23 protein-coding genes and 1 pseudogene are annotated in these 26,837 nt (G+C 75.1%); 11 read left to right on the forward strand and 13 right to left on the reverse strand.

Annotated features, from left to right (window positions below; genetic code table 11):
- The first annotated feature begins 42 nt into the window (after positions 1 to 42).
- The 4 genes from CXR04_RS15220 to CXR04_RS15235 all read left to right on the forward strand — a co-directional run bounded on the left by CXR04_RS15220 (position 43) and on the right by CXR04_RS15235 (position 4,451).
- Positions 43 to 1,296 carry a helix-turn-helix domain-containing protein gene (locus CXR04_RS15220; protein WP_101422743.1) on the forward strand — a complete coding sequence of 418 codons (1,254 nt, stop codon included), beginning with the start codon at positions 43 to 45 and terminating at the stop codon, positions 1,294 to 1,296.
- Positions 1,297 to 1,318: 22 nt separating this feature from the next.
- Positions 1,319 to 1,852 carry a PH domain-containing protein gene (locus CXR04_RS15225; protein ID WP_101422745.1) on the forward strand — a complete coding sequence of 178 codons (534 nt, stop codon included), beginning with the start codon at positions 1,319 to 1,321 and terminating at the stop codon, positions 1,850 to 1,852.
- Positions 1,849 to 3,543, forward strand: coding sequence for a PH domain-containing protein (locus CXR04_RS15230; RefSeq protein WP_234380237.1), 1,695 nt, complete (start codon positions 1,849 to 1,851; stop codon positions 3,541 to 3,543). Before CXR04_RS15225 ends, CXR04_RS15230 begins: the two co-directional genes overlap by 4 nt.
- 209 nt (positions 3,544 to 3,752) lie before the next feature.
- Entirely contained in the window at positions 3,753 to 4,451 is a 699-nt protein-coding gene (locus CXR04_RS15235) for a lytic polysaccharide monooxygenase (protein WP_101422747.1), read from the forward strand.
- A gap of 208 nt (positions 4,452 to 4,659) precedes the next feature.
- Here CXR04_RS15235 and CXR04_RS15240 read toward each other — a convergent pair whose 3' ends face one another.
- Both CXR04_RS15240 and CXR04_RS15245 read right to left on the reverse strand, forming a co-directional pair.
- Positions 4,660 to 5,736, reverse strand: coding sequence for a mandelate racemase/muconate lactonizing enzyme family protein (locus CXR04_RS15240; protein ID WP_101422749.1), 1,077 nt, complete (start codon positions 5,734 to 5,736; stop codon positions 4,660 to 4,662).
- 158 nt (positions 5,737 to 5,894) lie between these two features.
- Positions 5,895 to 7,181, reverse strand: a complete 1,287-nt coding sequence (locus tag CXR04_RS15245) for a hypothetical protein (RefSeq protein ID WP_234380238.1) — start codon at positions 7,179 to 7,181, stop codon at positions 5,895 to 5,897.
- 136 nt (positions 7,182 to 7,317) lie between these two features.
- Between CXR04_RS15245 and CXR04_RS15250 the strand changes: the two genes are divergently transcribed.
- Genes CXR04_RS15250 through CXR04_RS15260 form a run of 3 tightly spaced genes read left to right on the forward strand, consistent with a single transcriptional unit; the run spans position 7,318 to position 9,934 of the window.
- Complete coding sequence (locus CXR04_RS15250; RefSeq protein ID WP_101422753.1) at positions 7,318 to 8,439, forward strand: DegT/DnrJ/EryC1/StrS family aminotransferase; 1,122 nt, start codon at positions 7,318 to 7,320, stop codon at positions 8,437 to 8,439.
- Positions 8,436 to 9,176 (forward strand): hypothetical protein, encoded by a 741-nt coding sequence (locus CXR04_RS15255; RefSeq protein WP_101422755.1) that lies wholly within the window; start codon positions 8,436 to 8,438, stop codon positions 9,174 to 9,176. Before CXR04_RS15250 ends, CXR04_RS15255 begins: the two co-directional genes overlap by 4 nt.
- Positions 9,176 to 9,934: an amidohydrolase family protein gene (locus CXR04_RS15260; RefSeq protein ID WP_101422757.1), complete on the forward strand. Its 759-nt coding sequence runs from the start codon at positions 9,176 to 9,178 to the stop codon at positions 9,932 to 9,934. Before CXR04_RS15255 ends, CXR04_RS15260 begins: the two co-directional genes overlap by 1 nt.
- A 307-nt stretch (positions 9,935 to 10,241) precedes the next feature.
- On the opposite strand, the gene CXR04_RS15265 is transcribed toward CXR04_RS15260, so the two are convergent.
- Complete coding sequence (locus tag CXR04_RS15265; protein WP_101426385.1) at positions 10,242 to 10,739, reverse strand: GNAT family N-acetyltransferase; 498 nt, start codon at positions 10,737 to 10,739, stop codon at positions 10,242 to 10,244.
- A 77-nt stretch (positions 10,740 to 10,816) separates the two neighbouring features.
- Between CXR04_RS15265 and CXR04_RS15270 the strand changes: the two are divergent.
- Positions 10,817 to 11,395 (forward strand): annotated as a pseudogene (locus CXR04_RS15270) (hypothetical protein); the annotation flags it as partial.
- A gap of 170 nt (positions 11,396 to 11,565) precedes the next feature.
- Positions 11,566 to 12,108, forward strand: coding sequence for a GNAT family N-acetyltransferase (locus CXR04_RS15275; RefSeq protein WP_101426386.1), 543 nt, complete (start codon positions 11,566 to 11,568; stop codon positions 12,106 to 12,108).
- A 62-nt stretch (positions 12,109 to 12,170) separates the two neighbouring features.
- Here CXR04_RS15275 and CXR04_RS15280 read toward each other — a convergent pair whose 3' ends face one another.
- A complete protein-coding gene (locus tag CXR04_RS15280; protein WP_101422759.1) occupies positions 12,171 to 12,950 on the reverse strand; it encodes a class I SAM-dependent methyltransferase in 780 nt (259 codons plus the stop codon).
- A gap of 315 nt (positions 12,951 to 13,265) precedes the next feature.
- Here CXR04_RS15280 and CXR04_RS15285 point away from each other — a divergent pair, with 315 nt between their 5' ends.
- On the forward strand, positions 13,266 to 14,288 hold the full coding sequence (locus CXR04_RS15285) for a helix-turn-helix transcriptional regulator (protein ID WP_234380239.1): 1,023 nt from the start codon (positions 13,266 to 13,268) through the stop codon (positions 14,286 to 14,288).
- A gap of 6 nt (positions 14,289 to 14,294) precedes the next feature.
- Here the strand turns inward: CXR04_RS15285 and CXR04_RS15290 are convergent, their stop codons facing one another.
- Entirely contained in the window at positions 14,295 to 14,531 is a 237-nt protein-coding gene (locus CXR04_RS15290; protein ID WP_101422763.1) for a hypothetical protein, read from the reverse strand.
- Positions 14,528 to 15,892, reverse strand: coding sequence for an amidohydrolase (locus tag CXR04_RS15295; RefSeq protein ID WP_101422765.1), 1,365 nt, complete (start codon positions 15,890 to 15,892; stop codon positions 14,528 to 14,530). Before CXR04_RS15295 ends, CXR04_RS15290 begins: the two co-directional genes overlap by 4 nt.
- Before the next feature lie 205 nt (positions 15,893 to 16,097).
- Here CXR04_RS15295 and CXR04_RS15300 point away from each other — a divergent pair, with 205 nt between their 5' ends.
- Positions 16,098 to 16,271, forward strand: coding sequence for a thiazolylpeptide-type bacteriocin (locus CXR04_RS15300; protein ID WP_018840305.1), 174 nt, complete (start codon positions 16,098 to 16,100; stop codon positions 16,269 to 16,271).
- 93 nt (positions 16,272 to 16,364) lie between these two features.
- On the opposite strand, the gene CXR04_RS15305 is transcribed toward CXR04_RS15300, so the two are convergent.
- The 7 genes from CXR04_RS15305 to CXR04_RS15335 are packed head-to-tail and all read right to left on the reverse strand — an operon-like array spanning position 16,365 to position 26,784.
- The gene (locus CXR04_RS15305) at positions 16,365 to 18,353 is read right to left on the reverse strand and encodes a TOMM precursor leader peptide-binding protein (protein WP_101422767.1); all 1,989 of its coding nucleotides are present in this window, start codon (positions 18,351 to 18,353) and stop codon (positions 16,365 to 16,367) included.
- Positions 18,350 to 19,105 (reverse strand): ABC transporter permease, encoded by a 756-nt coding sequence (locus CXR04_RS15310; protein ID WP_101422769.1) that lies wholly within the window; start codon positions 19,103 to 19,105, stop codon positions 18,350 to 18,352. Before CXR04_RS15310 ends, CXR04_RS15305 begins: the two co-directional genes overlap by 4 nt.
- Positions 19,106 to 19,155: 50 nt before the next feature.
- On the reverse strand, positions 19,156 to 20,079 hold the full coding sequence (locus CXR04_RS15315) for an ABC transporter ATP-binding protein (RefSeq protein ID WP_101422771.1): 924 nt from the start codon (positions 20,077 to 20,079) through the stop codon (positions 19,156 to 19,158).
- A gap of 46 nt (positions 20,080 to 20,125) precedes the next feature.
- Complete coding sequence (locus CXR04_RS15320; protein ID WP_101422773.1) at positions 20,126 to 21,235, reverse strand: metalloprotease; 1,110 nt, start codon at positions 21,233 to 21,235, stop codon at positions 20,126 to 20,128.
- On the reverse strand, positions 21,232 to 22,344 hold the full coding sequence (locus CXR04_RS15325) for a lantibiotic dehydratase C-terminal domain-containing protein (protein WP_234380240.1): 1,113 nt from the start codon (positions 22,342 to 22,344) through the stop codon (positions 21,232 to 21,234). The genes CXR04_RS15320 and CXR04_RS15325 overlap by 4 nt, the downstream gene beginning before the upstream one ends.
- On the reverse strand, positions 22,341 to 25,142 hold the full coding sequence (locus tag CXR04_RS15330; RefSeq protein WP_101422775.1) for a lantibiotic dehydratase: 2,802 nt from the start codon (positions 25,140 to 25,142) through the stop codon (positions 22,341 to 22,343). Before CXR04_RS15330 ends, CXR04_RS15325 begins: the two co-directional genes overlap by 4 nt.
- A gap of 10 nt (positions 25,143 to 25,152) precedes the next feature.
- Positions 25,153 to 26,784 (reverse strand): nitroreductase family protein, encoded by a 1,632-nt coding sequence (locus CXR04_RS15335; RefSeq protein ID WP_101422776.1) that lies wholly within the window; start codon positions 26,782 to 26,784, stop codon positions 25,153 to 25,155.
- Positions 26,785 to 26,837 lie beyond the last annotated feature (53 nt).

Genomic DNA, 26,837 nt, shown 5'->3' on the forward strand with positions numbered 1-26,837 from the left:
GGACGCGCCCCCGGCCGTTGTCCGTGGCGGAGGTGGCCGACCGTGCCGACACCCGCTGTCCTCACCCCGGCCGCGCGCGGCGCGGTGCGCGGCGAGCTGCTCGCGCGCGCCGACCGCGCGCCCGACGCGCTCGCGCTCTTCGCCGAGGTGTCGGCGCAGTTGCGGCGGCTGCTGCCGTACGACGCCGCCGTCTGGCGCACCACCGACCCGGCGACCGGGCTGATGACCGCGCCCGTACGCACCGAGAACACCGACAAGCGCGGCTGCTGGGACTACTGGGAGTGCGAGCTGTTCGACGAGCGCGTCAACCGCTTCGCGGACCTCGCGCGGGCCCGGGTGCCGGTCGCGGCGCTGCGCGCGTCGACGGGCGGGGAGCCGGAGCGGGCGGCGATCTACCGGCAGTTCCTGCGGCCGCGCGGGCTGCACGACGAGCTGCGGGCGGTACTGCGGGTGGGCGGCAGGCCGCAGGGGCACCTCAGCCTGTTCCGGTCGCGCGGGCGGGCGCCGTTCAGCGCGGCGGAGGAGCGGGTGGTCGCGGGGCTGACGACGCCGCTGGCGCGGCGGCTGCGCTCGTACGCGGAGCCGGCGGCCGGCCGGGCGGATCAAGGGGCGGAGGAGTCCGTACGGAACGGGGAGTTCCGCGGCGGCCGTGTCGGCCGAGACGAACCCGGCCTGCTGCTCTTCGACGCCGGCGCCCGGCTCGTCTCGGCCAACACCGCCGCCCGCCGCCACCTGGCCGCGCTCCCGCCCGGGCCGACGCGGGAGACGGCGCTGGGGCTCGCGGTGCCGGCGTGGCTGCACGGGGTGGTCCTCCAGGCCCGCGCGGCGACGGCGGCGGAGTCGGCGACGGCAGACTCGGCGGCCGGGACTCCCGCGCCGGCGGACACCGCCGACCGGCCCCCGGCGGCGACGGCCGCCGCCCCCCGCGTCCGTCTCCGTACCGCTGCCGGACGGTGGCTGACCTGCCACGCCTCCTGCCTCCACGGCGCCGACGGCACCCCCCAGTCCACCGCCGTCGTCATCGAGCCCGCGGCCGCCGCCGAGATCGCCCCGCTCCTCGCCGACGCGTACGAACTGACCGCCCGCGAGCTGGAGATCACCCAGCTCCTCGCCCGCGGCCTGGCCACCGAGGGCATCGCCGCCGAGCTGTTCCTCTCCCCGCACACCGTGCGCGACCACATCAAGGCCGTCTTCGACAAGACCGGCGTCTCCACCCGCGGCGCGCTCGTCGGCAAGCTCTTCCTGGAGCACTACGAGCCGGTCGCCGCGGCCGGAACGCTGCGCACCCGGCCGTGACCTCCGCGGAGCAGGACGTACGGTGCAGATCGTGGACGTAGACCGAGAGGGCCGGGTGCCGGGCCCGGCGGGGCCGCGGCTGCGGCCGCCGCACCACCGGGTGGACCGCCGGGCCGTCGCCTGGTGGCGTACGCGACTGCTGCTGGCGGCGGCCGTGCCGGTCGCGGTGCCGGGGGTGCTGGGCGTGCTGATCGGTCCGGCCAGGTTCTGGCTGCTGGCGGTGGCCGCGGGAACCGCGGCGGCGGGGCTGGCGGTGGGGTTGGGACTGCCGCGGTGGTACTACCGCGTGCACCGGTGGGAGGTCACGGACGACGCGGTGTACGTCCGTACCGGCTACTTCTGGGTCGACTCCCGGATCGCGCCGATGTCGCGGATCCAGACGGTGGACACCGAACGGGGGCCGCTGCAGCGGGTGTTCGGTCTTGCGGCGGTGACGGTGACGACCGCGTCGGCGCAGGGCGCGCTGCGGATCGAGGCGCTGGACCACGAGGAGGCGGCGGAGCTGGCGGAGCAGTTGGCGCTGGCGACGCAGAAGACCCCGGGGGACGCGACGTGACGGACGCGGTGACGGGTACGGGGTCGGGCGGGCCCGCGGAGCGGACCGCGCCGCCCGCCGGCAGCCCCGACCCGGCGCCCGCAGCCCCGCGTACCCCCGCCCCCGCCTCTTCGACCGCCTCTGCCTCTGCCTCTGCCCAACCGGACCCCGCCCCCGACTGGCGCCGTCTCGACCCCCGTTCCCTCCTGGTCACCGCCCAGCTCCTCCTCGGCGCCGCCTTCGGCGCCGGTGTCCCCGTCGGTGCCGGGCTCGCCGCGCACCTCGGCTTCCGCGCCGCCGTAGCCTGGGTGCTGGCCGGGTCCGTGCTGCTCCTCGGCGGCGGGCTCGCCGTGGACGTGCTGCGGCTGCGCCACACCCGCTACCGCGTCGGCGCCGAGCGCGTCGAGCTGCGTACCGGCGTGCTGTTCAAGAACCGGCGCTCCCTGCCCCGCGACCGGATCCGCACCGTCGACCTCACCGCGCACCCCCTCCTCCGCCTCCTCGGGCTGGTCAAGGTCCGTATCGGCACCGGCGACCAGAGCGCCGCGGGCGAGTCCGCGCTGCAACTGACGCCGGTGCGGCGCGCGGAGGGCGAGTCGTTGCGCCGCGCGCTCCTGCGCCGGGACACGACGGCCGCGGCGGACGGCGACAACCCCCGGCTCGCCGCCCTCTCCCCCGGCTGGATCCGCTACGCGCCCCTCTCCTTCCTCACCCCCCTCCTCGCGCTCACCGGCTGGGGCGCGGTGATGCAGGTCAGCCAGTGGTTCGGCGCGGAGGAGACGGTGGTCGACTGGGTACGGGACACCTTCAGCCCGCTGCCCGCGCTGTGGACGGTGCTGGCGCTGGGGTCGATCGCGCTGGTGACCGGGTTCGTGGGGTCGCTCGGGCTGTGGACCGAGATGTGGTGGAGCTACCGGCTGGAGCGCGAGCCTGACGGCACCCTGCGCGTCCGCCGCGGGCTGCTGACCACCCGGTCGATATCGCTGGAGGAGGCGCGGCTGCGCGGCGTCGACGTGGTCGAGCCGCTGGGGGTGCGGCTGTCCGGCGCGGCCCGGGTGGAGGCGATCGCAACGGGGCTGTCCCGCAAGGACGGTGAGGACGACGACCTGAGCGCCCTGCTGCCCGCCGCCCCGCGCGCCGTCGTCGACGACGTGACGGCCCGGGTGCTCCGCGCGCCCGTCGCGCTGACCCGGCAGGAGCTGGCGCCGCACCCGCGGGCCGCGCTGGCGCGGCGGCTGCGGTGGTCGCTGGGCGCGGCGCTGCTGCCGGTGGCGGTGCTGGTGGCCCTGGGGGCGGCGCTGTCGGTACGGGGGCTGGTGTACGCGGGGGCGGTGGCGGCGGCGGTGCTGCTGCCGGCGGCGGCACTGCTGGCGCGGGACGCGTACCGGAGCCTGGGGCACGGGCTCACGGGGCCGTACCTGGTCGTGCGCAGCGGCACCCTGCGGCGCTCGACGGTGGCGCTGCGGCGGGACGGGGTGGTCGGCTGGACGGTGCGGCAGTCGCTGTTCCAGCGGCGGGCGGGGCTGGTGACGCTGCGGGCGACGACGGCGGCGGGGGCCCAGGCGTACGCGGCGTACGACGTGGGGGAGGCGCAGGGGCTGCGGTTCGCGGCGGAGGCGGTGCCGGAGCTGCTGACGCCGTTCCTGGTCACGGAGGTCGAGGCGGACGGCCGGGCGCCCGCTCCCGTACCCGCGGAGGGAGATGCGCGGTGAGCGGTCTTGTCCAGACCAGTGGAGTCGCGTGGGTACTTGAGGGGCCATACCCTCTTGACCGTAACCCGACAGCCGCTAAGGTCTAGACCAACACCCGGTCGCCGCACCGCAGTCGACGGCGCGCACAGGCAGCGCAGCGGACGGCGAACCGCTGGACCATCCGTGGCCACATGCGCGTCCTCCCATGTCACGCGACCTCAGGAGTTGACATGCACACGAAACGAAGACTGGCGGCAGTGGTCGGTGCGGCAGTCGCCCCCGTCCTGGCCGTGAGCCTCCCCGCCCCGTCCGCCAGCGCACACGGCTGGGTCACGTCCCCGTCGAGCCGGCAGGACCAGTGCGCGCAGGGGGTCGTGAGCTGCGGGCAGATCAAGTACGAGCCGCAGAGCGTCGAGGGACCGAAGGGCCTGACGAGCTGCAGCGGCGGCAACGGGCAGTTCGCCGAGCTGGACGACAACGGCAAGGGCTGGCGCGTCAACGGGGTCGGCAGCTCGACCACGTTCAGTTGGCACATCACCGCCCGCCACCGCACCAGCACGTGGCAGTACTTCATCGGCGGCACGAAGATCGCCGAGTTCAACGACGGCGGTGCCCAGCCCGCCGCCGACGTGTACCACAACGTGAACTTCGGCACCTTCAGCGGCAAGCAGAAGGTCCTCGCCGTCTGGAACGTCTACGACACGCCCATGGCCTTCTACTCCTGCATCGACGTCAACATCGGCGGCGGCAGCGACCCGGGCCCCGGCCCCGGCCAGTGCGCCGCGACGCCCTGGAACGCGAGTTCCGTGTACAACGGCGGCAACACGGTCACCCACAACGGCCGTACCTGGCGCGCCAAGTGGTGGACCCAGGGCGAGACGCCCGGCGGCGGCAGCGGCGTGTGGGAGGACCTCGGCCCCTGCACGTAACCGCGCCGACGCACCCCTGCGGACCGCGCCCCGCCACCGCGAACGGCCCCCCGGTGGCGGGGCGCACCGCCGCGCGGCGCGTGACGCGTACCCCCGGGGCGGACCGAGGCGTGGCTGCCGGCCCCGGGGGCGGCTGTGAGGAACGCGCACGGCCGTACGCGAACGGCCCCTCGCCGCGGGGAGCAGCCCCGCGGCAGACCGGCCCCCTTCACCCCAGGTCGTGCCCCAGTCCCGGCGCCGTCGGCACCCGTACCCGGCCCCTGTCCGCCGCCGCGAAGAACGTCGGCGCCAGCGGCTCCTCGCGCACCATCAGCGGCCCCACCAGGTCCGCCGCCACCGTCGCGTGCGGCAGCGCCGCCGCCAGGTGGACCGCCGCGAGCGTCGCCACCCCCAGCTCCGGCATCGAACCGATCTTCACCGCGAGCCCCGCCGCCTCCGCCACCGCCGCTATCTGCCGCGCCCGGTGCAGCCCCCCGACCTTGAGTATCTTGATGTTCAGCACGTCGGCGGCGCCGCGGCGGACGACTTCCAGCGCGTCGTGCAGCGAGTGCACGCTCTCGTCCACCATCACCCGCACCCCCACCTTGCTGCGCAGCGCGGCGAGCCCGTCCAGGTCCCAGCGCGGCAGCGGCTGTTCGACGAGGTCGAGACCCGCCTCCGCCATCCGGGCCAGGGCGCGGGCGGCGACGGTGGGGCCGTAGCCCTCGTTGGCGTCCAGGGAGAGTTCGGTGCCGGCCGGGAGCACGGCGCGTACGGCGCGTACCAGTTCGATGTCGGCCGCCGGGTCCACGCCGCCCTTCACCTTGATGTGCGGGAAGCCCTTGGCCGCGTACGCCGCGGCCTCGGCGGTCATCTCGTCCAGGGTGCCGAGGCCGACGACCCAGGCGGTGGACACGTGTTCGCGGACCCGGCCGCCGAGCAGGAGGTGCACGGGCCAGTCGGCGGCCAGCCCGGCGAGGTCGTGCAGGGCGAGGTCGAGGGCGGCCTTGGCGAGGGGCTGGCCGCGGATGGCGGTGTCCATGGCGGTGTGCGCGCCGGCCACGTCGCGCGGGTCGCGGCCGAGGAGCGCGGGGCCGACGTGTTCGGTGACGGCGGCGCGGACGCCGGCGAGGGTGTCGCCGGTGTACGCGGTCATGGGGGCGGCCTCGCCGTAGCCGGTGAGGCCCTCGTCGGTGCCCACCTCGACGACGAGGCTGACCAGGTCGGAGCTGGTGCCGCTGCTGATGACGAAGGGGCGCACGTACGGTGCGCTGACCACACGAGTGCGGACCGAGGCGATTCTCAAGCGCGGCTCCTTATCCAGGTTCCGGCCTAGACCGTAATTCGCGGAAGCGTCCGTGGCAAGAAGTCCAGAGCGCCGGACTCGGCTCCCGGCCGCCGGGGGCGGCGCGCCGGCGCGCCGCCATCAGGCCCGTACGGCGGTACGCGGACGGGCCCCCGGCGTCAGAGCTTCACCCGGTACACGATCGGCGGCCGGCCCGTCTGCCCGTGCTGCCGGCTGCCGATCGGCACCGCCACCCCGGCCCGCTCCAGCCGCTTCAGCACCCGCCGTGCCGTGCGCTGTTGGACGTCCAGGTGCTCCGCCACCGCGTGCGCGGTCAGCCCCTCCCCCGCACCCGCGGCGACCAGCTCGCGCAGCTTGTCGAGCGTCTGCGGGTTGAGCCCCACGCGCCGCGCGAGCAGCGCGCTGTTCTCGGGCCCGGCCGGCGCGGCAGGCCCGCCGGAGTCCGCGTCGATCACCATGTCCACGTCGTCGCGCATGGACACGACCCCGGCCACGGACCCCACCGCGCCGGCCCTGTTGACCGCCCGCCGGGCCAGCGACTCGGCCTCCGCCGCGGTCCGGCCCAGACCGAAACCCACGTGCACGGAGGTGTGCCGGGAGGCGAGCGCGTCGAGCAGCGGGAGCCGGGTGTAGCGCTCGCTGGCCTTCTCCAGCGCGCCGCGCGTGGTCACCACCAGCCGCCGCCCGTCCGGCAGATAGGCCAGGCTGCCGCCGAGCGCGGCGAGGTCGGCGGCCAGCTCGGAGTCGTCGGAGCCCGGCGGGATGTCGACGATGCCCATCGCCACCTGCGTGTCGCCGCTCTGCGCGGCGGACGCGGCGAGCACCAGCGACTGCACGGTGGCGCGGATGGAGTGCCGGGAGGGCGCGAGGCGTACGGCGTGCATCTCGTTGTCGAGCGTGTGGAACGTGGAGCCGAGGCAGGTGAGCGCCACCCGGGTGCGCTTCTTGTCCCGCGCGCCGAGGTGGAAGGCGACGAGGTCGTCGCCGGTCAGCCCGGGGCGGTACGGGAGCACGTGCACGTGCTCGGTGGGCAGTTTGGCCTCGGTCATGGTCTCGACGACCTCCGCGCGCTGGAGCGTGTCGATGGAGATCCGGGACACGTCATGGCCGAGGCGCAGCAGTTCGACGAGCGCGCGCAGCAGCGTCGCGCCGCTGTACGGCACGTACATCGCCGGCCGGTCCAGCAGCCCGGCGTCCGCCGCGAGGGCGTGCGGCACCACGCCGGTGAACAGCAGCGCGTCGGCGCCGGAGGCCGCGGCCTCGCGGACGACGTCGAGGGTCTCGTCCTCGTGCCGGTAGCGCAGGCCGAGCAGCCGGGTGGTGCCGGGGGCACCGACCGCCTGCACCTTCTGCACCAGGTCCTCGGGGCCGATCACCCCGACGGTGAACGCCATCCGCCCCGTCTCCTTCATCCATACGACCTGTTCTGGCCGGGTCCCAAACATCGCGGGTAAGTGTAGGCATTACGGACCGCAACGGTTCCCCGGGTACCGGGGTTGACGTGCCGCAAAGAGCGATTTACCTTTCGGTCCAGGCCATAAACGCGTGCATCACCCGTTGCGTCGAGAGGATCACGCCGCCATGTCCGTACGGGACACACCGCTGCCCACCGTGCTCGAACCACGCGGCCGCACCCTCGGCGAGGAGGAGCGCGCCGCGGTGCTGCGGGTGCTCGACTCCGCCGTGCTGTGCGGCACGTTCGGCACCGAAGTGCCGGCGCTGCAGCGGGAGATGGCCGAGCTGTACGGGCGCGCCCACGCCGTCGCGTGCAGCTCCGGCACCGCCTCGCTGCACCTCGCGGTCGCGGCGGCCGGCATCGGCCCCGGCGACGAGGTCATCACCACGCCCATCTCCGACTTCGGCACCGTGGCCCCCATCCTGGCAGAGGGCGGCCGGCCGGTCTTCGCCGACGTACTCCCCGACGACGGCAACCTCGACCCGGCGGCCGTCGCCGCGGCCGTCACCCCGCGCACGAAGGCCGTTCTGGCCGTCCACCTCTTCGGCGCCGCCGCCCGGATCGCGGAGCTGCGGGAGCTGTGCGACCGGCACGGGCTCGTGCTCATCGAGGACTGCGCGCAGGCGTGGCTGGGCGAGGACGGCGCGGGGCGGCTGCTGGGCACGTACGGCGACATCGCCTGCTTCAGCCTCCAGCAGTACAAGCACATCACCGCGGGCGACGGCGGCCTCGCGCTCACCGACGACCCGGAACTCGCCCGCCGGATGCGGCTCTTCGCCGACAAGGGCTGGGACCGGGCGGAGGGGCGGATCCACCGCGTACCGGGGCTCAACTACCGGATGCCGGAGCTGACGGCGGCGGTCGCGCGGGCGCAGTTGGGGAAGGTGGCGGAGGTCGTACGGATACGCCGCGCCCTGGCCGCCCGGCTGACGGCGGCGCTGGGCGCGGCCGCGTCCGTACGGACCGCGCCGCGGCCCGACGGGCACGCCTGGTGGGTGTACCCGCTGCTGGTGGACGACAACGCCCGCCGGGCGAAGGCCCTGACGGCCGCGGGCATCCCGGCCGCCGCCGGCTACCTGGAACGCCCCCTCTACGCGAACCCGGTGTTCACCGGCCACCCCGAAGGGCTGTGCCCGCAGGCCGAGCTGCTGATCGGCCGCACCCTGCTCGTCCTCGACTGGAACGAGGGCTACACGCCGGCCGACGTCGACGACATCGCGCGGGCGGTCCTGGCGGCGTGCGCATGACGTACGACTGGCTGGTCCCGTCCCCCGAGGAGCGCGTGCGCTGGGACGTGGACGTGCTGTACGGCCCCTGGCCCCGGCACCACCGCGACGTGGACCTCGCCGAGGTCCGCGCCCGGCTGGCCCGCTCCCCCGTCGAGGCAGCCCTCGCCCTCTCCACCCGCGGAGCCCTCTTCGACGCGGAGTCCGGCAACGCGGAGACGCTGCGCGACCTGGCGGACTGCCCGGAACTGCGGCCGGTGGGGACGGTGGACCTGCGGGACCCGTGGGGCGCGGAGGAACGGATCGAGACGCTGGCGGCGGCGGGCGTACGGTTCCTGCGGCTGTTCACCGTCGAGCAGGGGGCGGAGCCGGGCTTCCCGGGCTACGGCCACGTCGTGGACCTGGCGCTGGCGCGGGGGATGGTGCTGCTCCAGGACGGCGACCCGCGCCGCTACGGCCCGGCACTGGCGGACCGGGGCGCCCGCGTGGTCTTCCTCGACCTGCACACGTACCTGCTGGGCGACTTCCTGCTGCTGGCCCGCCGCGAACCGGGTTTCATGGCGACGACGCGGCTGCTGTCGGCGCCGGACTCGGTGGAGCGGGTGGTGGAGGCGGTGGGGGCGAGCCGGCTGGTGTTCGGCTCGCGCACGCCGTTCACGGACATCTCGCCGCAGACGCTGCGCCTGCGCTACGCGCGGATCGACGCGGCGGACCGGGACTCGATCGCGGGCGGGAACGTCGAGGAGTTGCAGGGCTGATGCCGATCATCGACGTGCACGGACACTGGGGCCCGTGGCCGTACTTCAGGTCCTCGGGGCTGCTCGGGGAGACGAACATCGACCTGATGGACAGGTACGGGATAGACGTGCAGATCGTCTCGGGGGCGGAGGCGGTGACGTACGACGCGGTGGCGGGAAACGCGGCGCTGGCGCGGGTGCTGGCGGCGCAGCCGCGGCTGTACGGCTACGCGGTGGTGAACCCGAACCGCATCGAGGCGAGCGCGGCGGACCTGCGCCACCACCTGGCGGGGGGCCGCTTCGTCGGCGCGAAGATCCACACCCACTACCCGGGCCGGGCGATCGGCTCCCGGGAGATGAGGGAGGCGTTCGCGCTCCTGAACGACCTGGAGGTGCCGCTGCTGCTGCACACCTGGGACCCGGACGTGGCCCGGCTCCCGGCCCTGCTGGCGGACTTCCCGCGGCTGCGGGTGATAGTCGGCCACGCGGGAGGCGACGCCTGGCGGGAGGCGGCGCACGCGGCGGCGGAGTGCGACAGGTTGTACCTGGAGCACTGCCGCACGGCGGCGGACGCGGAGCGCATCACGTACGCGCGGGAGGCGGGGGTGGGCGTGGAGAGGCTGCTGTTCGGCACGGACGCGACGCTGGTGGACCCGAGCGTGTCGCTGGGGGTGGTGCGGGACGCGGGGTTGCGGGGGGCGGAACTGGAGCGGGTGCTGTGGGGGAACGCGGCGGAGCTGTTCGGGCTGGGGGAGTTGGGGGGCGGGGCGGGGCGCTGACGGAGGGCGGGGGTAGCTGGGGCCGGGGGCCCGGGGCCCGGGTGAGTCGGTGCCGAGGGCAGGGTGAGCTGGGGCCCGGAGTAGGCCAGGGGGCCCGGGTGATTCGGGCCGAGGGCGACAGGCCCCGTGCCACGGGCGGTGGGGACCCGTGCGGGCTCACCGCCGACCCGGCACACCCCACGACCACGCAACCCCCGCGCCAATCCTTCGCCACGGCGACCTCCCCCGGATCGACTCCCGCGGATCGACCGATGCCCTCCGGCGAACCCTCCTCCCAAGGCACAGGACTCCGGGCCCCCGGGAACCCTCACCCAGCAACCGGCCTCTCCCTCACCCACACCGTCACCCCATGCCCCATGAACGTCTCCTCCCGCCGCGGCTCAAACCCCAGCCGCTCCGCCACCCGCGCCGAAGCCGTATTCGCCGGGCGGATCAACGAGATGAAGTACTCCTCCTCCAGCGTCGCGAACCCCCACTCCAGGCACGCGCCCGCCGCCTCCGTCGCGTAGCCGTGGCCCCAGGACTCCGCCGCCAGGGTCCAGCCGAGTTCCACCTCGTCCAGTTCTTCCCAGTAGTTCAGGCCCACCCGGCCGATGAACTCCCCGCTGGACTTCAGCTCGACCGCGCACAGCCCGTGTCCCCGTTCCGCCCACTGCCGTTCGATCGTGGCAAGCCGCGCACGCGCCTGCTCGGGCGTGTACGCGCCCACGAACCTGTTCACCCGCTCATCGGCGTGCAGCGCCACAAACGCGTCGACATCCTCCGTCGTCAGCGGGCGCAGCACGAGCCGTTCCGTCTCGATCATCACACCAGGCTAATCGGGCCGCCGCCCCACCACAGCGGTCACCGCCAGCGCCGTGTACCCCATCGTGAACCTGCCCCCAGCCCGGCTGCGCCAAGGGCGTGCTGCACCGGCACTTCGCCGACTTCGACGACTTCCTCGCCGCCCTCGTCCTCGACCGCGTCGCCCGCCTCGAAGGCCAGGCCGCCTCCCTGCGCGCCGCCGCCGACACCGGTCGCGGCACCGTCGTCGGCAACCTCGCCGACGCGCTGACCGACCTCTTCGAGTCCGTCGCCGTCGCCGTCGTCGGGCTCCTCGTCTCCCGCGACGGGCTGCGCGCCCGGCTCCGCGGGACCCGGCCGACCGGGGTGCCGCTGCTCACCGACGCCGCCGACATGCTCGCCGCGTACCTCACCGCCGAACGCGACCGCGGCCGGCTCGCCCCCGATGCCGACATCCCCGTGCTCGCCCCCACCCTCGTCGGCGCCGCCCACCTCCTCTTCGCCGACCGTGACGCCGCCCCGCCCGCGCCCGGCGAGGTACGGAAGGTCATCGCCGCGGTCCTCTCCCCCGTCGTCCTCCCTCCGCACGAAGTCCAAGCCCCCGGCACGCCAGACGGATCCCCGTGTAAAGTGGCCCCGCCGTGTTCGTCTGCGGAGAGAGATGAGAGAGGGAGGTGAGGTTGATGACCGCGCTCAAGGCCACCGTGCGCAGCGTCCGGGTCTCCCTCACGTCCCGGGCCGTGGCCTGACCTCTCTCCCACCCCCGCCCACGCCGGGAGCGTGAGCCCGCGGGGCGTCCACACGAACGCGACCATCGAAACGGATCCACATCCATCATGGGCAACACCATGCGCAACACCGGCAACACCTGGATCACGCGCGCCGAGACCCGCGCCGACATCCCCGTCATCCGCGAGATCACCGTCGCCGCCTTCGACCGCGAGCACGAGGCCGACATCGTCGACAAGCTGCGTGCCGACGAGTCCGCGTGGATCGAGGGCCTGTCCCTCGTCGTCACGGACCCCGAAGCGGCGGACGACACCGCCGGCGCCCCGCTCCTCGGGCACATCCTGCTCACCCGCGGCCACATCGGCGACACCCCCGCGCTCTGCCTCGGGCCCGTCTCCGTGCGGCCCGAGCGGCAGCGTGACGGGGTGGGTTCCGTGGCCGTACGGGCCGCGCTCGCGGCGGCCGCGGCGCGGGGCGAGCGGTACGTCGTCCTCGTCGGACACCCGGAGTACTACCCGCGGTTCGGGTTCACGCGGGCGTCCGCGTACGGCATCCGGATCAGCGTCGAGGTTCCGGACGACGCGCTGATGGCCCTCGCGCTCGACGAGGCCCACCCGCTGCCCGGCGGCATGATCCGCTGGCCGGCGGCGTTCGGTATCTGATCACCACCGGTACGGGGCCGGGCGCGGTCCGCGCCCGGCCCCGTACCGCCACCGGCCCCTGCTCAGGCCGGCTTGCGCGCCTTGAAGAGCGTCCGCGCGCTGTGCGCGACGAACGGGCCCTCCGCCGCGATCAGTTCGTGCATCTCGCGCAGCCTCGGCCGGTACGCCTCGACCGTGAAGCCCGGCACCATCCAGATCACCTTCCGCAGGAAGTACGCGACCGCGCCCACGTCGTGGAACTCCATCCGCAGCCGCTCGGTCCGCACGTCCACGATCTCCAGCCCGGCCGCCTCCGCCGCCGCCCGCTCCCGCCCCGGGTCGCGGCCCCGCCGCGTCTCCTCCGGCTGCGGCCCGAGGAAGTACTCGACCAGCTCGAAGACGCTCGCCGGGCCCACGTGCTGGGCGAAGTACGTCCCGCCGGGGCGCAGGACGCGGGCGATCTCCTCGAAGTACGGCTTCACCGGGTGCCGGCTGACCACCAGGTCGAACGCGCCGTCCGCGAACGGCAGCGGCGGCTCCTCCGGCGCGGCGACCACCACCGTGCCGAGGGGGTGCAGCAGGGCCGTGGCCTTGGCGACGTTCGGCGGCCACGCCTCGGTGGCCACGGACAGCGCCGGCCGCGCCGGCACCCCGGCGAGCACTTCGCCGCCGCCGGTCTGGATGTCCAGCGACGCGCTCGCGGCGGCCATGCGCGCGCCCATGGTCCGCTGGTAGCCCCAGGAGGGCCGCGCCTCGGTGGCGCGGCCCTCGAACCAGGAGAAGTCCCAGCCCTCGGTGGGGGTCGCGGCCGCTTCGTCGAGGAGGCGGTCGAACTCGGGGTCGGTGGCGGCTTCGGAGGTCATGCGGTGATCGTCGCAAAGTCAAGGTGTGGCAAGCGACCGGATTAGTGCGCCGCCGTCCCCTCCTGCCCCCGCCCGAGAACACTGCGTACGCCCCGCACCTCCCACCTCCGACTTCCCCCGCACGGGCGGCCGTTCGGAAGTCTGTGTGCGGCCCTCGCTTTCCACGGTCAGCCTCGGGTATGCATGCCGCAGCGCACTCCGGCGTGACAAATTGTCGTTACGCCGAAGTTCACCCTGCCGTGGCGACGGCGCGGAACCATGGGGCCGGTTACCGCCGGCCCCTCGTGGCACACCGCTCGAAGCAGGAGGCTCGCCGTGCACACCAACGAAATGGGAGTCTTCGGGGTCTCCCCCGCGGAGGAGCAGCTCTACCGGCACTTCCTCCGGAACCCCGATTCACCCTCCGAAGGCGTCCACGTGAAGCTCGGCGTCGACCGGCATGAAACGGAAGAAGCCATGGCCCGCCTGATCCGGCTGCGGCTGCTCAGACCCGGGGATCGGCCGGGGTGGTTCATCCCTGTCGATCCGGAGCAGGTCGTGGCGCGGCTCACCGAGATGCGGCTGCGCGAGATGTACCAGGAGATCCAGCGGCTCACCCAGAGCCGGTACGTGCTGACGACGCTCCGCGCGGAGACCGCGGCCACGGCGGAGGGCGGCGGCCAGGCGGGCGCGTACGGCGGGGAGCACGGAGTGGAGGAGATCGACGACCGGGACGCCCTGAGCAACCGGATGGAGGAGCTGGTCTTCTTCGCCCGGGAGGAGATCGCCTCCGTCGAGCCGGGCTTCCACCTGATGAGCGAAGCGGTGCTGAAGCGGCGCGCGGTGGAGTGGCGGGCGCTGAAGCGCGGGGTGCGGCGGCGGCTGGTGCTGCCCGCGGACACGCTGCGGCATCCGCGGGTCGCGGGGCACGTGCGGGAGCTGCTGGCCCGGGGCGGCGAGGTGCGGGTGGTCGAGGAGATCTCGGACCAGCTCGCCGTGTACGACGGGCGGGTGGCCCTCATGCCCAAGGACCCGAAGAACCTCGACGAGGGCGCGCTGCTGGTACGGGGGCGGGGGCTGGTCAGCACGCTGTCGGGGCTCTTCGAGAAGGTGTGGGAGCAGGCCGAGGACGTCTCCGTCGAGCTGCGCGAGCCCGCGGAGCCGGAGCCGGAGCTGTCGGAGGCGGAGCTGCGGGTGCTGCGGATGATGTGCGAGGTGGGCAAGGACGAGACGGGGGCCAGGGATCTGGGTGTCTCCGTGCGTACGTACCGGAGGCACATCGCCGACGTGCTGCGGATCCTCGGCGCCTCCACGCGGGCGCAGGCCGCGCTGCTCGCGCGCGAGCGCGGGTGGGTGTGACCGGGGTCAGTTCTCCACCGACCAGCCGGCGCACGCCCGGTGCGTCAGCGCGTCGCCCGCCACCGTCGTCGCCCCCACCTCCGGCACCGTCAGCCGCAGCCTGATCCGCTCCGAGTCCACCCGCAGGCCGTGCGGGAGATGGGCCCGTAGCAGCCACAGCAGCCGGACCGCGGTCGTCTCCGCGGGCGGGGCGTCGAAGTCCTGGCGTACGAACGCCACTTCGACCGACCGGCCGCCGCTCATCGACCCGCCCCGCCGGCGCCGGAGCCCCCGCCGGCCGCGCCGACCGGATCGCCCCCGCCCGGCTCACCGGAACCGGAACCGGGGTCAGGGCCAGGGCCGTCGTCGCCCCCGCCCGCCCCGGCCGCGGCATCCGGGGTACGTGCCCGCAGCGCCCGCCGCGCCGCCGCCGTCAGCGCCTCGATGCCCGTCTCCAGCGCCGGGCGCAGGTCCGGCGCGAACCGGGGCGAGTGGTTGCCCGGCACCGGGACCCCCGTGCGTGCCGCTTCGCGGCGGGCCGACGCGGAGACGGTGCCCAGCATCCAGTAGCCGAGCCGGACGCCGGGGGCCCCGTGCACCTCGGCGCCCGCGGGGCCGTACCAGGCGAAGTCCTCCGCCGCGGTGGCCGGTTGCCAGCGCAGCACCCGGGCGCCGCCCAGCGCCGCGACGTGGGCGTCCCGCAGCTCCGCGGTCAGCCCCGCGTCCGGCAGCAGGGTCCGCGAGCGGCCCCGTACCGTCACCTCCGGCGGCTTCGGCGCCCCCGCCGCCTCCGCCTCGCCGGCCAGCACCCGGCGGACGCCCGCCAGCAGCCGGTCCAGGGTGCCCTCGTCGAACGCCCGCAGGCTGATGCCCAGTTCCGCGCGGTCCGGAATGACGTTCGCCTCCGTACCCGCATGCAGCCGGCCCACCGTCAGCACGGCCTGCTCCGCGGGGGCCCGTTCGCGGGCGACCAGCGCCTGGAGCCGCAGCACGGCCGCCGCCGCCGACACCACCGGGTCCACCGTCAGGTGCGGTGCCCCGGCGTGGCCGCCGGCGCCGTGCAGCACCGCGTCGACCGCGACGGTGCCGGCCAGCAGCGGGGCGCCGTCCGTGTGGGCGACGGCGCCGGCGGGCAGCGGCGCGGTGTGCTGGGCGAGGACCGTGTCGGGCGGTCCGGTGAGGTCGTAGAGCCCGGCGCGCAGCATCGCCAGCGCGCCGTCGAGCGTCTCCTCGGCCGGCTGGCCGACGACGGCCACCGTGCCGCGCCAGCCGCCGGTGTCGCGCGCGAGCAGTTCGGCGGTGCCGGCGAGTGCGGCGAGGTGCACGTCGTGGCCGCAGGCGTGGGCGACGCCGGGGACGGTGCTGGCGTAGCGGAGTCCGCTGGCCTCCGTCACGGGCAGCGCGTCGAGTTCGGCGCGCAGCAGCACGGTCGGGCCCTCGCCTCTGCGCAGCAGCCCGACGACGCCGTGGCCGCCGATGCCGCGGGTGACGGCGTAGCCGGCGGCGGCGAGCCGGTCGGCGAGGACGCCCGCGGTGCGTTCCTCGGCGCCGGACGGCTCGGGGTGGAGATGGACGTCGAGACAGCACTCGACGGCGGACCGCAGAACGTCCGCGGTTACGGCCATGCGCGCCACGCTCCTCTTCCGGGCAGCCCCAGCCTGCCCGACGACGTGATCAGTACGGACTCAGCCCCCTGTCGCCGGGTGACAGCGAAGTGACAGTGAAACGCGGGCGGGGGTGGCAGCGGCCGTCGCTTGAATGGCCAGGACAACCATCGGACCCACCGGTCTCACGACTGCGGGCCCGCCGCTCACGGAAGAAGGAGTTCCCATGGCTGACAAGGCGCTCTCCACCCTTGCCGACGAGATCCTGGAGCTGGAGTCGGAGACCTTCGAGATCTCGGACTACTCGGACCAGGCCGAGGTCGTCCTCGCCGGTTCGACCTCCTGCTCCTCCACCTCGACCTGCTCCAGCACCACCAGCACCACCTCGTGCAGCGCCTGACGATGCGTCAGTAACGCCGCGCCCAAGGCAGCCCTCACGGGACGGAGTCCGTCCTCCCGTGAGGGCTGCGGTGCGCGGTGACCCGGGCATCCGCTACGGGAACGGGTGCGGCACGGTACGCGGCCCGCCCCCGGCCGCCGCCGCGGCCGCCAGCAGCCGCGGCATCCGCAGCGCCCGCTGCCGGTGCCAGCCGAAGTCGAGCGGCAGCAGCCCCGGCGCCAGCGTCGCGACCGTCCGCAGGCCCACCGCCCGCTGCTCGGGCGTCGTCTGGTCGACGGCCACGGCGTCGTGCCCGTGCACCGCCAGGGCGTCGACGAGCAGCCGCAGGTCGTCGCGGAGATCCAGCGTCGCGGGGCGCACCTGCGCCCAGTCGGCGTAGACGCCGGCCAGCGGCAGCGCGGCGTCGTCGGTGAGGAAGTCCCGGGCGTGTGCGGCCATCCGCGGCAGCCCGTAGAGCTGGGCGTGGTCCTTCAGTTGCCGTACGCGCCCGAAGTCCTGTGCCATCTCCTCCAGTTCGGCTTGGCGCTCGGCCACCTGGTACGGCAGGTGCGGGATGTACGTCAGCACCTCGCTGAGCGCGCCGGTCAGCGCGGCCGCCGGGTCCAGGGCCGCGGCGGCGCCGAACGACAGCAGCCCGGGGCCGCCGTCCTCCCGTACCGCCACCGCCGTGATCACCGGGATGCCGAGGTCGCTGCGGGTGTCGAAGGCCCGTACCTCGTAGCCGAGGAGCGCCGCCCGGTCCAGCATGCCGCGCACCCGCGGGTCGCCGGTCGAGCGGGGGTCGACGCGGGTGAGGGGGGCGCGCCCGTACCAGGCGAGGAGGAAGGCGTCGCGCTCGATCAGCTCCAGCAGCCCGTACAGCGCGGCCTCGGCCAGCGAGCCGCCGGTGGCGCAGCCGTTGGAGCACTCGAAGACGAAGTTGTCGGACGGCAGCCCTGCGCTGTAGTGCACCAGCCGCGCCGGAACGAGCACGGGATGGTCGTCGCGCAGGCAGTGGCCCCAGATCCAGGGGATGGGACGGGCCGGGTCGAAGGGGGCCACCATGGGGTCGTCGCGGTACGTCTCCGGGGAGTACAGCCCGGTGCGCCGGGGGTCGACGACGGCGTCCTCGCCCCACTCGGCGGCGAGTTCGTCGAGCGAGGCGGTCACGGGGCGCAGGCCGCGGCGGGCGTGGGTGCCGGCGTAGCGCTCCAGGCCCTCCAGGTAGGCGAGGGTGCGGCTGGTGGCGTACGCGTCGGCCTGGCCCGAGAACGTGACGTCGTTGAGCCCGGCGTAGCCGCGGACGAAGGCGCTGCCGGAGATCGGCGCGGTGGTGGTGGACGCGGGGTTGAGGTGGGTGGTGGAGCCGAGGGCGCCGCAGACGGGGTTGGCGAGGGCCGCCTCGGGGAGGTCGAGGGCGGGGAGCGGGGTGACGCGGTAGACGTCGGGGGCCGGCTTCGGGGTGGGGGCGAGGTACATCCGGCCGTGCTCGGGCGCGTCGTCCGCGGGCGTCACGCAGGCGGGGCAGAGCGGCTCGGGGAGCAGCGGGAAGGTGGCGAGCGCCAGGGTGCCGAGGTCGACGCGGGTGACCTGGGCCAGCCCGTCGGGCGAGCGCCGGCCGGCGACCGCCCGGCACACCGCCCACACGGCGTCGGCGGCGTGGTCGGTCAGCACCGGCCACGTGGCACCGCCCTCCGGGACGGACCCGCCCTCCAGCGCCTCCCGTTCGGAGCGGGTACGCAGCCGCTGCCACCGCATCGCGAGGCACCGGCCGCAGGCGGGCCGCGGTGCGGGCGGTCCGCCTGCGACCGGGTCCGGTCCTGCGCCCCAGGGGCCGACGAGCACCGCGCGCGAGGTGAGGTGCACGGTGGCGCCGGGGCGCTCGTCCGGCCACGGGTCGCGGCCGGGGTGCAGGGTGTCGGCGGCGCCGAGGGGGACGACGAGGGGGAGCGGGGGGCCGGGTTCGCGGCTGGTGGGGAGGCCGCCACCGGCGGCCGCCCAACGGCTCCGCAGCGCCTCCGCGAGCCAGGATCGCGCCGCCTCGAACGGGCCCCGCGCCCCGGCCCGTACGGTCTCCGTCTGCTCCGCCGCCGTCGCCGTCATGTGCGGTCGCTCCAGCGGAAGACCCGGAACGCCACGGCGCCGAACACCGCCGCGAACGCCACCAGGCCGCCGCACGCCACCGCGATGTCCGCGCCGCCGCCCGCGTCGGTGAGCGCCGCCGACACCCCGTCGTTGAGGTGCCGCAGCGGGAGCACCCAGCTCATCGCCTGCATCCACGACGGCATGGCGTCCAGCGGGTAGAAGGAGCCGGACAGGAACGCCATCGGCACCATCATGAAGTTGGCGACCGCGGCCACCGCCTCCGGCGTACGGGCGTAGGAGCCGACGATCGCGCCCAGCGCCAGGAACGCCGTGATCCCCAGCACCAGCACCGGGATCGCCAGCGGCCAGGCCGCGGCCAGTTCCAGCCCCATCACGGGCAGCAGCGCCACCGCCACGAACAGCACCGCCTGCACCAGCCCGATGCCCACGGCCAGCACGTACCGCGAGCCGAGCACGGCGGACAGCGGCGTCGGCGTCATCCGGATCACCCGCAGGATGTCGTCCCGGCGCCACTGCATCAGCACGAACCCGACGCCGAAGACGGCCGCGTTGCCCACGCCCCAGGACAGCACCCCGGGCGCGATGTACGCGATGTACGGCCGGCCGCTCTCCTCCACGTCCTGGCCGTGGAAGATCAGCCCGAAGACGACGAGGAAGAGCAGCGGGAAGGCGAAGGTGAAGAAGAGCGTGGTCTTGTCCCGGGTGTACGCCCGGTAGCCGGCCTCCGCCAGCGCGGAATAGGCACTCATGGCATCTCTCTCCGATGGCTCCGAAGGCGGAGGGTGGCGGCGGTCAACTGTCAGTCCTGGCCGGTGAGCTGGAGGTAGACGTCCTCCAGGCTGGCGGTGCGGGTACGTACCCCGTGCAGCCCGGCGGCCTTCTCCACGGCCGCCAGTACCGGCCCGGCGTCCTCGGTGCGCAGCACCAGGGCGTCGGACTCGCGGGTGACCTCGGTGACGCCGGGCAGCAGCCGGGCGTCCTCCTCGCTCAGCCGCTCCGCGGGCACCAGCAGCCACACCGACGTACCGCCGCGCGCGACCAGCTTGCCCGGGGTGTCCAGGGCGGTGATCCGGCCGCGGTTGACGATCGCGACGCGGTCGCACAGCGCCTCGGCCTCGTCGAGGTGGTGGGTGGTGTAGACGATGGTGCGGCCGGCCCGCTTGAGGTCGCGCAGCAGCTCCCACAGGGCGCGGCGGGCCTGCGGGTCGAGCGCGGCGGTCGGCTCGTCCAGGAAGATCAGCTCGGGTGCGTGCACCAGCGCGGAGGCGATGGCGAGGCGCTGCCGCTGCCCGCCGGACAGGTTCTCCACCCGCACGTCCGCCTGCTCGGTGAGCCCGACGAGGGCCAGCGTGCGGTCGGCGGCGGCGCGTTCCGTCCCGTAGAGCGCGGCCATGGTCTTCAGGTGCTCGTAGGCGGTGAGCCGGACGAAGAACGCCGACGTCTGCGTCTGCACGCCCAGCCGCGGCAGCAGCGCGGTGTCCCGCGGCCAGGGGGCCCGGCCCAGCACCTCGACCACGCCGCCGTCGGCCTCCCGCAGGCCCTCCATGATCTCGATGAGGGTGGTCTTGCCTGCGCCGTTGGGGCCGAGGAGGCCGAAGAACTCGCCGCTGCCGACCGTGAACGACACCTCGTCCACCGCCCGCACGTCGCCGTAGCTCTTGCGCACCGCCTCCAGGCGGACGGCCGGGGGCCGTCCCCCGGGGGCGTCGGTGTCGGTCGTCACGGGGTTCTCCTTCGGAGGTTCTGCGCGGGGTTCGGGGGTCATCGGGCTACGCAGCCAGCACCACGGCGCGGACGAGCAGCACCAGCACCGCGGCCAGCGCCGCGACCGTCAGCACCGTCCCGGCGGCGTAGCCGGCGTAGGCGGCGCGGGCGCGGCGCGGGTAGGCGGCGGCGTCCGGGGAGCGGCGCAGGGCCAGGGAGAGGTACGTACGGCTGGACTCGGCGAGCCGCAGCCCGCGCAGGAGCTGGCCCGCGATGGTGTAGCCGTCGAGCGGCGGCAGCGGCACCAGCATCGCCGCGGCCTGGAGCACGCCGAGGAAGAGCAGGCCCGCGAGTCCTTCGCGGGTGGAGCCCTCGGGGGCGAGCAGCCACCAGCACCAGAACGGCAGCAGGAACAGCAGGTTGGCCACGGCACCGGCGCCCGCGACGACGATGCGGGCGCGGCGGCCCGCGAGGTACATGTAGTCGTCGACGGTGCAGTACATGATCACCACGGGCAGCCGCCAGCGCAGCCCGATCTCCCCGACCCGGCCGCCGTAGTGCCGGGCGGCGACGCCGTGCGCGAGTTCGTGCACCGCGGTGGAGAGCCAGAGCGCGGTGGCGACCGCCATCAGCAGCACGGGCTCGGTGAACACGGCGGCGGCGCCGTCGACCAGTTCGCCGGGGTGCAGGGCGAGCACCAGCAGCATCGCGCCCAGCGCCGCGAGCAGGAGGGTGCCCCAGACGCGGCCGAGGAGGAAGCCGGTGGCGCGGTGGAGCCGGCCCGCGGTGGCGTGCGCGTCGGCGACGAGCCGTACGCTGCCGGCGAGCAGGCTCCTGGTCTTCTCCGGTGCCGGCTCGTCCCGGCGCTCGGGGCGGGGGGCGCCGTCGAGGAGGCCGCGGCCGCCGAGGAGCTGGAAGAGCCGGCTCCAGTGGGCGTCGGCGAGCCGCTTGCCGAAGGCGGCCGCGTACTCGCCGCCCAGCTCCGCGACCGTACGGGAGCCGTCCATCCGTACCATCAGGAACCGCTCGCGCGGCCCGACCTCGAAGGACTGCCCGGTGGCGGTGTCCTTGACCAGGTGCACCGTACGCGGCCCGTGCAGCAGCGCGTCGCTGACCAGCACCTCGGGGCGCAGCCTCGGCTGGTGGGCGGCGAGCGACTCCCGGGTGCTGCTCACCGCGCGCTCCCGGTGGCCGGCGCGGCGGCGCGCGCGTGCAGCGCCCGGGCCAGGACATGGGAGAGGTACGCCTCGTCCTGGATCGTCACGTGCAGCCGGTTGTTGGTCATGTGCATATACGGGGACAGCAGCCGCTCCAGCGCCTCGTCGGGGTCGTCGACAGGCTCGTCCTGGGTGCCGTCCCAGGACCGGAAGACCAGCTCGCCCCGCGCCGCCAGCTCCACCACCCGCTCGCGCAGCTCGCGGCAGTGCTCGGCCCAGCGGTCCAGCAGCCCGGGCAGCGTGCCCTCGCCCGCGGCGGCGGCGCGGATGCGGCCGTGCCAGGTGAGCAGCCCGGGGGCGACCTCGTCGGCCTTGCGCTCGTACTCGGCGCTGCCGATGAAACCGGTGTCGGGGAACGCGCGGTGCCAGAAGGTGTAGTAGCGGTCGAGGAAGTCCGCGAGGCGGTCGTCCTCGGGCAGGAACGCGGTCGACATGATCAGCATGAGCTGCGCGGAGGTGCCGAGCAGCACGGTGCGCAGATGCAGGTTCTTGCCACGCAGCGCGTCGCACACCAGCTCGCTGGAGCGGGCGAAGTGCCACTCGGCCAGCGCGACGCCGGCCGGGCCGCCGTACTTGCCGTACTCGGGCTCGTACGGCAGCCAGGCGCGGGAGTTGTTGGGCCGCAGGTTCATGCGGCCGTCGGCGTCGGTGTAGGCGACGCGGTCCTCGGGGCGGAACTCGATGTCGAAGAGCTGGTTGTAGAATTCGTTGAGGAAGCCGGAGTCGACCTGGTAGAGCGCGGGACGCTCGGCGAGGAAGGCGTCGACGGCACGTTCCGCACGCGCCCGTACCTCCGCCTCCCGCCCCGGGGAGGAGGGGCGGAGGCGGAGGCGGACGTGGGGGCCTTCCAGCCAGTAGTTCAGGAAGAACCAGCCGTCGAGAAGGCCGTCGTCGTACAGCTCGCGGACGAGCGGACGGACGCATTGGAGGAGCAGGGGGACGGGGTTGGCGGCGTAGTAGACGTGGAGTGCCTGCCAGTCGCCGGGGGGTGTCGTCCCGGCGGCGGGCGCTCCGGTCGCTTCCGCGGCGGGCGCTTGCGGCGCTTCGGGCACGGGCTGGTCGGTCACGGGGTCTCCCCTTCTGCGGTGCCGGTGCCGGGCGGCGCGGGGGCCGTCTCCACGGCCAGCTCCACGACGTGGCCGCCGTGTTCTGTCGTCAGGTACGGGCCGTCCTCGTCGGGCAGCGCCTCGCGGAACGTCACGCGCGCGGCGTCGCTGCGCAGCAGGCCCTCGAAGGCCAGCAGCGACAGCGGGCTGTCGAAGTCGACGTACTGCGGCTTGGCGCCGGTCGCGCCGCGCGCCGCGTCGTCCTTGACCATGGCGTAGACCCGGGCGGGCAGCCCGTGCCGGCGCCGCCAGCGGTGCCACGCCAGCAGCCACCCGGCGTCCCCCGTACCGGCGGCGCGCGGCGGGAGCGCGGTCGCGGGGGCGCGCCAGGAGCGGCGGGCGAGGACGAGGCGGCCGTGGCGTACGCGCGGGCGGTGGGTGACGCCGTCGTCCGGCTCGCCCTCGGGGACGCCGGCCCAGACGTCGACCGGGGACATGGACGTCGGCGAGAGCAGCAGCAGCGTGCGGGGGATCTCGGGGAGCGCCAGCGGTACGAGGTAGCCGAGGTAGACCGGCACCACCTCGCGGCCCAGCCGCGCCGAGCGCAGCACCAGCCGGTCGGTCGCGGGGTCGTGCTCCAGGCTGAGGTCGTCCAGGGCGATGCGGCACCGCTCGGGCACGGTGCTGGTCTCGCCGGGGCAGACGATCTCGTAGTCGGTGAGCCGGCCGTGCAGGTTGAGGTTGCTGGTCACGGGGCCGCCGGTGACCTCGGCGAAGACGGCGCCCGGGGGCTGGAGCGCGCGGGCCCGGGTGCGGAGTTCGGCGGAGAGGGTGGCGTCGGCGCCGTCGAAGCAGTGGGTGAAGCGGCTGAACGGGAAGTGCAGCCCGCCGTACGAGCGGTTCAGCACCACCAGCGGCTCGGACCCGGCGAGCTGGACGTGGTGGCTGTGCAGCGCCGGCTCCGCGGGGAGCGCGGCCAGTTCGGCGGCGACGGAGTCGAAGAGGCCGTCGCCGAGGACGAGTTCGGCGTCGCGGTGGGGGTGGTCTGCCCAGCGGGCCCGCACCCCGGCGTGGAACGCGCGCCGTGCGGCGTCGACCGCGCGGAGCTGCGGCAGCCCGAGCCAGTTCTCCTCCGGTACGTACTCCCCCTTCGCGTCGAACGGGGTGCGGCGCGAGGTGAACGACAGGTACTGGTCGAAGAAGTCCTCGTGGAAGTCGTGGATCAGCTTCAGCAGGTCGGTGCAGCGCCCGCCGGTGCCGTAGCGGGCGAGGAAGAACCCGCGCAGCGTCAGCCGCTGCGGCAGCGTCAGGTCGAACGCGGGCAGCACCCGCTCCACGGCGGCGAGCGGCCCGGCGAGGGCGTCCACGAGCCCGGCATCGGCCCGCGCGGTACCGGCCCGCGCGGTACCGGACTGCCCCTCGCCGGCCGCCCGCCCGGTGCCGGGGGCCGTCACCTCCGGCGCCGTCGTGTCCTCGTACAGCACCGTGCGCGGCACCCGGGGCTGCGCCACGCCCAACTCGCGCTGCACGTCCGCCAGCCCCCGCCGCAACTCGCCCAGCAGCTCGCGCCGTTCGGCGGGACCCGCGGCGGGATACCTGGCCAGCAGCTCCGCCGGCCCCTCCAGCGCCGCCGCGACGTCGTCGGCCCAGGGCCGGTCGAGCCCGCGCAGCGCGCGCTGGAAGGCGCCGAGGGGGTCGGTGTCGTGGGCGCGCAGGTCGAGGCAGGGCACGCGGACCATACCGACGTCGAGCAGCGCGGCCAGATACGTGTCGACGGCCTCGCGGTCGGCCTCCAGGTCGGCGCCGAGCCAGTCGGCCAGCTCCCCGTAGCGGACCGTCTCCCGCTTCTCCAGCAGCCCGAGCATGCGCTCCAGCACACCGCTGCGGCGCAGGAAGAAGAGCTGGTCCTTCACGGTGTCGAAGGTGACGGCCGTGTCGTCGTCCCCTGCGGTCACCCACCGGCGCACGTAGCGCACCCGGTCCTCGTCGCGGCCCCAGCCGGGCGCGGGCGCGACGGGGAGGTCGGCGCGGCGGCGGGGGTCGGCGAGCACGGCGTCGGCGAGGCGGCCGACGGCGAGGACGTTGAGGCGCGGGTGGCTGCGCGGGGCGTAGGGGCCGGTGATGCGCAGCGGCGCGCCCTCGGCCGGCGCGCTGTCCGTGAGGCGGCCCAGGGCGACGGAGGTGAAGGCGGCGAACGGGCTCGTCTTGCACGCCGTGCGGTAGAGGTAGGCGAGCAGCGAACGCTCCACCTTCCGTGTCCGCTTGTCCGCGCGCCCCGGGTCGGAGGCGGCGAAGGCGTCGAGCTGCGCGTCGAGTACGGGCGAGGCCAGCAGCACGCCGCCGCGCAGCCGGTCCTCGCCGAGGACGGCGCGCAACGCGCTTCGCGTACGCAGCAGTTCGCCGCTCAGCAGCTCCTCGCCCGCCGCCAGGTCGTCGTCCAGCCGGGCCCGCAGCTCAAGCCAGCCCCGCAGCGGCTCGGCGATCTGCGGCGCCAGCCCGCCGACGAGCGCGAGCGCCGCCGCGGGGTCGGCGGGGCGCCGCCCGTTGAACACCTCCCGGCGCAGCCGCAGCAGGTCGCGCCGCACCTGTTCGTCGTCGCGTCCGGCGACGAGGTCGTGCAGCCTGTCGCCCAGCGGCCCGGCGCTCTTCGCGAGCCGGGCCTCGGCGGCGAGCACGCCGTCCGCCCAGTCCCGTACGGCGGGCGACCGCAGGGCCCGTACGGCATCGGCGGGCAGCCCGGCGATGCGGGCGAGGAACCGCGGGCCGAGGGAGGGCGCGGTGCGCGCGGCGGTGTCGGCGGGGGCCGTCGTCGTTGTCATTCCCGCCCCCTCAGGCGATCTCGAAGCGGAAGTCGGACGCGCCGCGCCGCTCGTGGCCCAGCATCATGATCAGCAGCGGCATCTCATCGGTCTCCAGCAGCCCGAACCGCTCGCGGTACGCGATGTTGTCGAAGCCCAGCGCCACCCCGCAGCCGACGTCCAGCGCCGCCGCCGCGGTGTACGTGGCCTGCGCGACACCGCCGATCAGCGCGTTGACCAGGCGGTAGCCGCGGTCGCCCACCGCGTCCAGCACGCTGTGCGTGCGGACCGTGGGCACGAGGACCGCGGCGGCCTGCTCCAGGTTGTAGTTGGAGAGGAAGTAGTTCTCCTGGAGGAACGGGCCAGGCGGCTCCGCCGAGACGCACCGCAGCGCGCCGGGGTCCCCGTCCTGCACGTACTCGTACGTGCCGGGCTCCACCCCGGCCACGTGGTTGACCAGCGCGTACATCGTGACGAGACCGTCCGCACCCGCCGCCGCCGCGTCCCCGCCGAGCCGGGAGCCGCTCGCGGCGGCGGCCAGGCAGGACGTCAGATGGGCGCCGTCCAGCGGCCGTTCGGCCGCGAACCGGCCGAAGCTGCTGCGCCGCGCGCGCAGCGCCCCGCGTACGTCCCGGGCCAGCGGCGCCCGCCGCGGCAGCGCCGTCGCGGGCCGCTCCTGGCCGGGCGCGGCGGCCGCGGCGGCGGCGAGCGCGCCGGGGGCGGGGCGGGCGGTGGCGCCGGCGGCGGTGGCGCGCTGCATGGCGGTGAGGGCCTCGAAGTCGAGGACGGTACGGGAGCGTTCGCGGTCGCGGTGGCGGACGGAGACCTCGGGCGGCGGGGCGGGCAGCGGCGCGGCGGGGGCGCCGTCCCCGGGTCGCGCGGCGACCCCGTACCCCGCCCAGGGCAGCGGTACGACGGCGAAGATCCCCTCCTCGTCGCCGTCCACCCCGAGCAGCCGCGCCAGCCGCTCCTCGTCGAACCACAGCGCGGGCTCCAGCGCCGTCCCGCGCGCGCCCGCCCACGTCCGCCAGGTGCCCAGGAGCGCGCCCACGTCCATGCTCACGGCGTGGAAGGAGAAGCTGTTGTACTTGAAGGAGTTCTGCCAGTACTTCACGCCCAGCACCAGGTACTGGTCCGTGTCCGGGCCCGGCGCCCCCTCCCCCAGCGCCTCCCGCACCACGCCGCTGACGTCGCCGGTCAGCAGCCGGCGCAGCGCGTGGTGGCGGGGCGAGTAGTGGTGCACGCCGGGCGGCACGGGCCCGGAGGGGCCGCTGACCCAGTAGACGGAGACGGGGTAGAGGCCGCCGCCGGAGGCGGTGCCGCGGGACCAGTTGGCGAGCGGGTAGAACGGCAGGGCGTTGAGGTCCGTGTTGGCCTGCACGCCCAGGCGCCGGCCCACCAGCCCGTACGAGTCCCGCAGCAGCCCGGCGAGCAGCCCGAGGTCGAACGCGGGCCCGCCGCCGCCCGCGGGGGTCAGCAGCCCGCGCTCGACGGTGGCGTACGCGGGGTACGCGGGCCCGGCCGGCAGCGGCAGCCGGTCGGTCCCGGGGTAGTGCTTGGTCTTGCGGGGACCGTCCGCCCAGTCGGGCACGAAGTCCACCGGCTCCATCGGCACCCGGCCGCGATGCATGATCGCGGTCGCGTATCCGTGGGCGTATCCCATCGTCTGCTCCTTCTCCGGGTGGTGGCTTTCGCGGTTCGTCAGGCTCTTCTGAC

It is taken from the genome of Streptomyces sp. CMB-StM0423 (assembly GCF_002847285.1).
Lineage (GTDB): Bacteria > Actinomycetota > Actinomycetes > Streptomycetales > Streptomycetaceae > Streptomyces.

Coding starts and splice junctions, on each gene's coding strand:
- CXR04_RS15235 (WP_101422747.1), top strand. CDS start 3,753: ATGCACACGAAACGAAGACTGGCGGCAGTGGTCGGTGCGGCAGTCGCC.
- CXR04_RS15245 (WP_234380238.1), bottom strand. CDS start 7,181: ATGTTTGGGACCCGGCCAGAACAGGTCGTATGGATGAAGGAGACGGGG.
- CXR04_RS15250 (WP_101422753.1), top strand. CDS start 7,318: ATGTCCGTACGGGACACACCGCTGCCCACCGTGCTCGAACCACGCGGC.
- CXR04_RS15255 (WP_101422755.1), top strand. CDS start 8,436: ATGACGTACGACTGGCTGGTCCCGTCCCCCGAGGAGCGCGTGCGCTGG.
- CXR04_RS15260 (WP_101422757.1), top strand. CDS start 9,176: ATGCCGATCATCGACGTGCACGGACACTGGGGCCCGTGGCCGTACTTC.
- CXR04_RS15265 (WP_101426385.1), bottom strand. CDS start 10,739: ATGATCGAGACGGAACGGCTCGTGCTGCGCCCGCTGACGACGGAGGAT.
- CXR04_RS15275 (WP_101426386.1), top strand. CDS start 11,566: ATGCGCAACACCGGCAACACCTGGATCACGCGCGCCGAGACCCGCGCC.
- CXR04_RS15280 (WP_101422759.1), bottom strand. CDS start 12,950: ATGACCTCCGAAGCCGCCACCGACCCCGAGTTCGACCGCCTCCTCGAC.
- CXR04_RS15290 (WP_101422763.1), bottom strand. CDS start 14,531: ATGAGCGGCGGCCGGTCGGTCGAAGTGGCGTTCGTACGCCAGGACTTC.
- CXR04_RS15295 (WP_101422765.1), bottom strand. CDS start 15,892: ATGGCCGTAACCGCGGACGTTCTGCGGTCCGCCGTCGAGTGCTGTCTC.
- CXR04_RS15300 (WP_018840305.1), top strand. CDS start 16,098: ATGGCTGACAAGGCGCTCTCCACCCTTGCCGACGAGATCCTGGAGCTG.
- CXR04_RS15305 (WP_101422767.1), bottom strand. CDS start 18,353: ATGACGGCGACGGCGGCGGAGCAGACGGAGACCGTACGGGCCGGGGCG.
- CXR04_RS15310 (WP_101422769.1), bottom strand. CDS start 19,105: ATGAGTGCCTATTCCGCGCTGGCGGAGGCCGGCTACCGGGCGTACACC.
- CXR04_RS15330 (WP_101422775.1), bottom strand. CDS start 25,142: ATGACAACGACGACGGCCCCCGCCGACACCGCCGCGCGCACCGCGCCC.
- CXR04_RS15335 (WP_101422776.1), bottom strand. CDS start 26,784: ATGGGATACGCCCACGGATACGCGACCGCGATCATGCATCGCGGCCGG.